Here is a 2,856-nt window from a genome sequence, read left to right as displayed (position 1 = left end):
TTAACGTACGGCTCCAAAAATCCGGCAGCCCATGTAAAGCCGACGTCCGGCAGGCTGTTGGAGGCGGAGAGGACCTTCAGTTTATTTTTATACTGCTCGTTCTCAAGCACTTCCGTTTCGATTTTGACGTTCGGGTTGGCCTGCTCGTATTCGCTGATGATTTGCTTCGCCAGCTTGTTCTGGGCGGAATTGCTGCCGTCCGGCCACAGGTGCATCATTTTGATCGTGACTTTATCACCGGAACCACCGGATGAACTCCCGCCGCCGGCGGCCGTCTTGCCGTCGTCCGAACTGTTTTTACTTCCGCCGCAGGCCGACAGCACGAGTGTCAATGCCAGCAGCAGCATGGATGCGGATAACCATTTCTTTTTCATAAATGCCCGTTTCCCCCTTCGTATCATCGCGAGAGATGTATGCGCTTTCCCTCTGAAGCCAAGTGTAGCATCCCGTATTAGGAGGACATAAGGGCACAGCGTTTGGGTATAGTTCCACTTTATTTGGGTGCTGCCTGACCGCCTTTGCGGTAGGCGCCAGGACTTGCGCCTTCGTAGTCCTTGAAGACCTTGTTAAAATACTTGGTTGTCTGATAGCCGACGCGTTCGGCGATTTCCGAGACCGGCAGCTTCGTTTGCAGAAGAAGCTCCTTGGCCTTCTGGATTCGGAGCCGGGTGACATATTCGATGAAGGTCATTTCCATCTGCTCCTTAAAAAGGACGCTGAAATAGCTGGGGTTCAAATGGACGTGATCGGCCACCTCCCGCAGACCGAAGCCTTGATCCAAATGCTGCGACACGTATTGAAGCGCTTCTTGGACCGGCTCTGCCAGCGTATTCACGTCCCCGGTGGCGTCAAGGAGCTTGCTGTCGACCATGCGCTGGATTTTGTTCATCCGCGAGCGTTCCTCCTGAACCTGGAGCGCCTTCTCTACAGCATCGAACAGCTTGTCCTTGCGGATCGGCTTGAGCAAATATTGACGACGCCCAGCTGGATCGCCTGCTGCGCATACTCGAATTCGGCGTAGCCGGAAATCAGAATAATGGCCGGCTGGGCGGCCGGTGATCCGGATTCCAGCTGCTGCACCAGATTGAGTCCGCTGATCTCCGGCATGCGGATATCGGTAATAAGCAGATCGACCGCCTCGCGCTCCAGCAGGTCCAGGGCGTCGCGGCCGTTGTCCGCCGAAATGACGCTGCATGCGCCGTTCCCCCAGGTTTCCAGCATGCGGGTCAATCCTTGTCTCGTTCGGGGTTCGTCATCTACGACTAAAATCGTTTTCGATTTAACCATCGTTATATCTCTCCTGTCTGGATCCCTGTCTGGATCGGAATGGTTAAGCTTACCCGGGTTCCCCGGTGGATTTGGCTGTCGATCGCCAGCCCGGATTCATCCGGCCGGTCCCCGCCGTAGTAGAGCTTGATCCGCTGCTGGACATTAAAAATCCCCATGCCGGAGCCTTTGAAGGGCGGCGTCATTCCGGTCTGGAGCGCCGTGACGATTCGGCGGAGGTTGTCCTCGTCGATGCCTTTTCCGTCGTCGGTCACCGTGACGACCAGATGCATCTGATCCGCGGACAGGGAAACGCCGACCGACACCTTGCCGGGGCCGATCCGGCCCTCGATGCCGTGCAGGATGGCGTTCTCCACCAAGGGCTGGATCAGGAGCTTTGGCATCGGCACCGATGCCAAGGCCGGCGGTGACGAGATCGACCAGGACAGCCTGTCGCCGAGCCGCATTTTCATGATAAGCAGGTAGCGCTCGATATGCTCGAGCTCATCTTCGAGCCGGACCCATTCCTCCTTGCCCGGCCCGGTGATCGTATAACGGAACAGATCGGCCATCGCCACGACATATTCGGCCAGCTCGTCTTCGTCTTTTTCCATGAGAGACCAGTACAGCGCTTCAAGCGTGTTAAACAGAAAATGTGGATGGATTTGGGCCTGCAGCGCTTTCAATTCCGTGCGGCTCTGCAAAATCTCCTTCTCGTAAACGAGCCCGATCAGCTCGTTCATATGCTCAACCATTTGGTTGTAGGAGTGATTCAGCTCGTTGATTTCGATGGTGGACGAAATTTGCACCGTCGGCTTGAGGCCGCTGAGCCGGGCGCTGCGCATCGTCTTGATCAGGCGGAAGACCGGCCGCGTGATCAGGGTCGACAGCAGGAAGGACAGCAGGATGAACAGGATGCTGCCGATGCCCGCGGAGACCAGGATCGCGGTGCGCAGTACGGAAATGCCGCTTGTGATCGCACTGATTGGCGTCAGGATCAGCAGTGTCCATCCGGTCAAGGCGGACTGCTGCTTGACGAGCATGTACTTTTGTCCGTCGATGGCGACGACCGCGTCGTTCGTATCCACCAGGGACTTGATGCGCCAGGGCGTGACCTGGTCGTCGTTCACGGCGATGAGGCTGTAGTTCCGGTCGGCAAGCAGCATCGTTTCGCGGCCGCCATCCTCGTTCAGCGCCTCGTCGATTTGAAAAATCTCACGGTTCATCCGGATGAGGAGATACCCGCCCGGCCTGAACCATTGGTCCATCAGACTGACGCTGCGGATCGCCAGCACGGAATTCGGATCCAGCGGATCGATCCCGATCCAGACGATGCGCCCCTTTTCCTCGCGGGCGTTATCGATCCACTTCTGGCTGATCCTGCTGTTCAGATGGCCTTCATCCAGCGGGAACAGCCTTCGTTTGCTGCCGCTGTACAGCTCGACCGAGTTGACGCCGTCGGCATAGGTCTGAACGATTTTGATGCTGTTCAGCAAGGACTGGCGTTCCGAGAACGTCGCGTGCCTGCCTGCCGACTCGTTCAGCAGCACCTGCTGAACGTGGTATTGGTGGCGACCTGAGTGGTCAGGG

The 2,856-nt window shown here is 57.2% G+C and carries 1 protein-coding gene and 2 pseudogenes; all 3 read right to left on the bottom strand.

Annotated features, from left to right (window positions below):
- Positions 1–374: pseudogene (locus CPT76_RS36965) on the bottom strand (ABC transporter substrate-binding protein); the annotation flags it as partial.
- A 119-nt stretch (positions 375–493) separates the two neighbouring features.
- Positions 494–1,287 (bottom strand): annotated as a pseudogene (locus CPT76_RS02330) (response regulator transcription factor).
- A 2-nt stretch (positions 1,288–1,289) separates the two neighbouring features.
- Positions 1,290–2,856 (bottom strand): sensor histidine kinase (locus CPT76_RS02325; protein WP_181152657.1); only part of this gene is annotated, 1,567 nt, incomplete at its 5' end.

Source organism: Paenibacillus sp. AR247 (assembly GCF_002968895.1).
Lineage (GTDB): Bacteria > Bacillota > Bacilli > Paenibacillales > Paenibacillaceae > Paenibacillus_AQ > Paenibacillus_AQ favisporus.
Note: the sequence above shows the minus strand (reverse complement) of the source record. Positions and strands in the feature narration are given on the sequence as shown.